The organism is Aquirufa sp. (assembly GCF_044239315.1).
In the GTDB taxonomy this organism is placed as follows: domain Bacteria; phylum Bacteroidota; class Bacteroidia; order Cytophagales; family Spirosomataceae; genus Aquirufa.
Genome location: NZ_JBIIBQ010000043.1, coordinates 1 through 4,868, shown reverse-complemented (window position 1 = coordinate 4,868; position 4,868 = coordinate 1). Strand labels below are relative to the sequence as shown.

General features: G+C 40.4%; 6 protein-coding genes. 3 read left to right on the top strand and 3 right to left on the bottom strand.

The window, feature by feature from the left end; translation table 11 throughout:
• Positions 1-341: 341 nt before the first annotated feature.
• The gene (gene pth / locus ACILP5_RS11065) at positions 342-902 is read right to left on the bottom strand and encodes an aminoacyl-tRNA hydrolase (RefSeq protein WP_395618706.1); all 561 of its coding nucleotides are present in this window, start codon (positions 900-902) and stop codon (positions 342-344) included.
• An 81-nt stretch (positions 903-983) separates the two neighbouring features.
• Here pth and ACILP5_RS11060 point away from each other — a divergent pair, with 81 nt between their 5' ends.
• Positions 984-1,733 (top strand): SDR family NAD(P)-dependent oxidoreductase, encoded by a 750-nt coding sequence (locus ACILP5_RS11060; protein ID WP_395618705.1) that lies wholly within the window; start codon positions 984-986, stop codon positions 1,731-1,733.
• Here ACILP5_RS11060 and rlmB read toward each other — a convergent pair.
• On the bottom strand, positions 1,730-2,524 hold the full coding sequence (gene rlmB, locus ACILP5_RS11055; RefSeq protein WP_395618704.1) for a 23S rRNA (guanosine(2251)-2'-O)-methyltransferase RlmB: 795 nt from the start codon (positions 2,522-2,524) through the stop codon (positions 1,730-1,732). The two genes, ACILP5_RS11060 and rlmB, sit on opposite strands and share 4 nt — an antisense overlap.
• 90 nt (positions 2,525-2,614) lie before the next feature.
• Between rlmB and ACILP5_RS11050 the strand changes: the two genes are divergently transcribed.
• Together ACILP5_RS11050 and ACILP5_RS11045 are read left to right on the top strand one after the other, a co-directional pair.
• Positions 2,615-3,385 carry a class I SAM-dependent methyltransferase gene (locus ACILP5_RS11050; protein ID WP_395618703.1) on the top strand — a complete coding sequence of 257 codons (771 nt, stop codon included), beginning with the start codon at positions 2,615-2,617 and terminating at the stop codon, positions 3,383-3,385.
• Complete coding sequence (locus ACILP5_RS11045; protein ID WP_395618702.1) at positions 3,385-4,023, top strand: O-methyltransferase; 639 nt, start codon at positions 3,385-3,387, stop codon at positions 4,021-4,023. The genes ACILP5_RS11050 and ACILP5_RS11045 overlap by 1 nt, the downstream gene beginning before the upstream one ends.
• Here the strand turns inward: ACILP5_RS11045 and ACILP5_RS11040 are convergent.
• The coding region (locus tag ACILP5_RS11040) for a transglycosylase SLT domain-containing protein (protein WP_395618701.1) at positions 4,000-4,868 on the bottom strand (869 nt) is incomplete at its 5' end. The two genes, ACILP5_RS11045 and ACILP5_RS11040, sit on opposite strands and share 24 nt — an antisense overlap.

Below are 4,868 nucleotides of genomic sequence, written 5' to 3'. Positions count from 1 at the left end.
GTTTGAACGATTAAATGAACGTGCGTCTTCTCCTGCAACCGCAACTAGGTTTAATCCAATTAAACAGCTAGCTAATAATAATGTCTTCTTCATATTTTTGTTATATTTATTATCTAAATCAACAATACAAAATTATTGCATTTTTTTAATATGGCAAAACTTTATTTTAGTCTATTTTGTGTTTAATTTTTCTGAAAATTCTTAAATTAGTTTCAAATTCAGAATTATTGATAAGTTTTAAGTGATAATTCAGAATAATATTTGGCTTATTATTTTAATACATTTGAATAATTCTTATTTAAAAATTACGGAAAAATTCAAATATTCTTTAAAAAGTACAATCATTGGTTGTATTTGTTCATTGTTTTGGTAAGTCCTTCAAAGCAGAATGATTCTATTATCTCCGAGGTTTTGTCTACAATAAAGGGAATGGTCTCAAATTCTGTCTCAGAAAAGTTACTCAACACGTAATCTGCTTGTCTTCCTTTGGGGAAATCACTACCAATGCCCATGCGTAAACGGGGATATTCAGAGCTAGACAGGACTTCTTCGATACTTTTTAATCCGTTATGGCCACCCGAGGAACCTTTTGGCTTTAATCGAAGTGTTTCGAAGGGTAAGGCTAGGTCATCTACTAGAACGAGCATGTTCTCCTTTTCGATCTTGAAGAAGTTTAGCCAGTGATTAACAGCCTTACCACTGAGGTTCATAAACGTGGTCGGTTTAATCAGATAAATGGTGTGCCCTTTCGCTTTATAGGATGCTACAGAGGCAAGACGATCTGTTTTGAAGTTGATGTCTTTTTGTTTGGCCAAATAATCAACCGCCATAAAACCGATATTATGCCGAGTAAATAAGTATTGCGGGCCTATGTTGCCCAATCCAACGATTAAAAAGTTCATAGGGTATTGAATTTGCATACAAATTACGCTCAAATTTTTTAGAACACCTCTTTGCGCTTACCTTCGTGAAAAATTAATTCGATGAACAAAATAGCCTGTATCACAGGTGCGAGTTCCGGAATCGGTCGCGCCACTGCTGAATCATTAGCGAAAGAAGGATTTCGTTTAATCTTGTGTGGAAGAAGAAAAGAGCGCTTAGATGAGTTGAAAGCAAGCTTAAAGGTGGATTCGACGACTCTCGTCTTTGATGTGGCGGATCAAAAATCGGTTATATCTGCATTTGAATCCTTAACAGAGGATTGGAAAAATATCGATATTCTGGTTAATAATGCGGGTAATGCGCACGGGATGTCCGCAATTCAGGATGGAGATGTCGCAGATTGGGACGCGATGATGTCGTCTAATGTAACAGGCTTATTATATGTATCGAAGGAGGTAATAAAAGGGATGGTGGACCGCCAGTCAGGACACATTATTAATTTATCCTCTATCGCAGGAAAGCAAACCTATCCTAATGGGAATGTGTACTGTGCTTCAAAGGCAGCGGTGGAAGCTTTATCAGCTGGAATGCGCCAAGACTTAAATGCTTTCGGCGTTAAGGTTTCGAATGTGGCTCCAGGGGCAGTTAATACAGAATTTTCGAATGTGCGTTTTAAAGGGGACTCAGCGAAGGCAGCCTCTGTTTATACAGGATTCGAACCTTTAGTGGCAGAAGACGTCGCAGATTTAATTCGCTATATCGTTACAGCACCTGCTCATGTGAACATTGCGGACGTGACTATTTTGCCCAAAGCCCAAGCTTCAGCCACACAAATACTTCGAAAAAATTAAATTGAACGTTGGCGAACGGTCTCGAAAATGATGACACCCGCAGCAACCGACACATTCAGTGATCCTACTTGACCTGTTTGAGGGATTTTAGCGATCTCATCTGATTTGCGGATGATTTCGTCTGTGATTCCATCTTCCTCAGATCCCATGATAATGGCGATGGGGTCCTTGTAATCCACTTCATAAATCGTGCTTTTTGCTTTTTCTGTACAAGCGACTACACGCAAACCGGAGTTTTGTAAGAAGTCGATGGTCTGAATCAAGCTATCTTCGCGGCAAACAGGAATAAAGTTCAAAGCTCCTGACGAAGTTTTCATTGCATCTGCATTGATTTGAGCAGCTCCACGGGAAGGTAAAACGATGGCATGAACACCCGCACATTCAGCGGTACGCGCAATGGCACCGAAGTTTCTAACGTCTGTAACACGGTCTAAGATCAATATGAAAGGGATTTCGCCTTTCTCAAACGTATCTGCAATGACATTCTCTAATTTGGCATAGTGAATAGCCGAAACGAAAGCGATGGCTCCTTGGTGATTTTTCCGCGTAATGCGGTTTAACTTCTCCAAAGGCACCTTCTGTACTTGAATGCCTTTTTCTTTAGCTAAATCGAGGATTTCCGTGTTTCCTAGTTCTCTTTGGACTAATAAACGATCAATTTCCTTCCCAGAACGAAGGGTTTCTAGGACAGATTGTACCCCAAAAACAAACTCTTTATTGTCTGTAACAGGAGCGGTATAATGCCTAAATGGTCTCTTAAATGGGGGTCTTGATGCGTTTTCTTCTGACACGTTGTTGCTTGAAATTTTGCACGAAGGTCGTCATTTTTTTTAACATTTCAGCTAGATAATTCCTTACCTTTGTCTTCTAATCCTTTTAGAATGTATAAAACAACCGAAATTGCTTCCTCTGATATTCCTTCAGATAACCCTGTTCACCAGCGCCTTTTATATCCTTATATCCATGTGAGTAAATTACTTTCTGGCAATATATTAGAGATCGGATGTGGAACGGGACGCGGAGTAGGCGTTTTAGCAGATTCGGTTAGCGAATATACTGGGGTTGATAAGAATACGGAATTGATGGAGAGTCTTTCAAAGACCTATCCGAAATTCAAGTTCATCGATATGTTCTTGCCTCCTTTAAAGGATTTGCCATCGAATCATTTCGATTATGTGGTGACTTTTCAGGTGATTGAGCACATCGAAAACGATGATTTCTTCTTAGCTGAGGCCGCTCGCGTGCTGAAGCCAGGAGGAAAATTGTATTTAACCACGGTGAACAAGAAGTTCTCATTAACGCGTAATCCTTGGCATGTACGCGAGTATTTAGCGCCTGAATTACGTGATTTGATGCAGAAACATTTCTCTGAGGTGATCACGGAAGGTGTACATGGGAATCAAAAAGTGATGGATTATTACGAAGAAAATAAGGTGGCAGTGAAGAAAATCACCCGATTTGATATTTTCAACCTACAATATAAATTACCAAGAACCTGGTTACAAGTGCCTTATGATATCGCGAATCGCATGAGTCGTTTATCATTGTCTAAGTCAAATGATTCGCTTGTTTCATCGATTCGAGTGGATGATTATTTCCTTAGTCAGGATCCTGATAATTCATTGGACTTCTTCTACACAGGGATTAAATAATGGAATTCATCGATGAAGGCATTGAGGAATATGCACGTTTGCATTCGGAACCAGAAAACGACTTATTAAAGGAGTTAGTTCGGGAGACCCATGCGATGGTATTGCAGCCTCGAATGCTTTCAGGTCATTTGCAAGGTCGTTTTTTGTCCTTTATTTCCAAAGTATACCAACCCGCTCTCATTCTCGAGATAGGCACCTATACCGGTTATTCTGCCCTTTGTCTTGCCGAAGGTTTAACCAAGGAAGGACGTTTAATTACGATTGATGTCAATGAGGAATTAGAAAGCTTTACAAGGTCGTTCTTTGATCGTTCTTCGTTCAAGAATCAAATCGATTACAGAATAGCAGATGCGGCTGTCGAAATCCCATCGATTTCGGGTCCCATTGATCTAGTATTCATCGATGCGGATAAGCGTAATTATGCGCTGTATTTCGATCTTGTTATTGATAAAATGCGTTCAGGAGGTCTAATCCTAGTGGACAATGTTTTGTGGAGTGGGAAGATTATCGATGAGTCAGCCAAAGACAAATCAACCCAAGCCCTGCGCGATTTCAACACGAAAGTAGCCACAGATTCACGCGTGGAGCCTTTATTGATGCCTATTCGGGATGGATTATTCCTTCTTCGGGTTATCTAATTTCTTCTTGGGAGGTAGCAGAAAATCATCTGGCGCTAGAATCTCCGGGAGCTGAAGCGAATTATCAAAAAAGGTCACCGATGATGGATGATAAATGATGTAATTCTTATCATCTGGAATGTAATCGTTCAAAATCCATGGATTGTATTTCTTCAAATCATCATAACTGACGTTTAATTCATCTGCTATTTCATAGAGGTTTTTGCCACAAGAATTGTCGTAACAGATCAATTTAGCCTGATTCGTAGGTTGGATGCCCAAGGAATCATCCTTTTTAAATTCATCTGCCCAGAATTTTTGGTAAGCTAAAAAACGCAATACGTACCAATCCGTACTGGAATCCACTTGAATATCTGATTTCCCCACCCAATCCATCACATAGGACGTTTTCTTAGCTGTTCCTAAACCCACCCGGTAGGAGAGAAGTGTACCCACCCAATTATTTAAAACGCGGTTATTGCGGGTGAAATAGTTCGCTGCGCCCCTGGTTGCCTCGATAATGTGCTTGCGCTCATCGACTTGGGAATTGACCTTCATACCTACATCTGTCGCGGTTCCTGACTTAAATTGCCAATAACCCACTGCTTGCGAACTTGAAACGGCAATCGGGTTTAATCCGCTTTCCTGAACGGAGAGGTATTTGAATTCATTAGGAATACCCGCTGATTCTAATAGGGGCTCCATGACGGGGAAATAGAAGCGCATTTTCTCCTTCATTCCCTCCACAAATTTCTTGTTGCTTCCTAAGCGTTTTTGCTCCGTTTCTAAGATGGCTTTTGCTGAGGGATGTATGAATACTTTTACATTCCCGATTAAGAGAGAATCAGGGAAGGCCGTTTTCGCAT

Coding starts and splice junctions, on each gene's coding strand:
- ACILP5_RS11045 (WP_395618702.1), top strand. CDS start 3,385: ATGGAATTCATCGATGAAGGCATTGAGGAATATGCACGTTTGCATTCG.
- ACILP5_RS11060 (WP_395618705.1), top strand. CDS start 984: ATGAACAAAATAGCCTGTATCACAGGTGCGAGTTCCGGAATCGGTCGC.
- ACILP5_RS11050 (WP_395618703.1), top strand. CDS start 2,615: ATGTATAAAACAACCGAAATTGCTTCCTCTGATATTCCTTCAGATAAC.
- pth (WP_395618706.1), bottom strand. CDS start 902: ATGAACTTTTTAATCGTTGGATTGGGCAACATAGGCCCGCAATACTTA.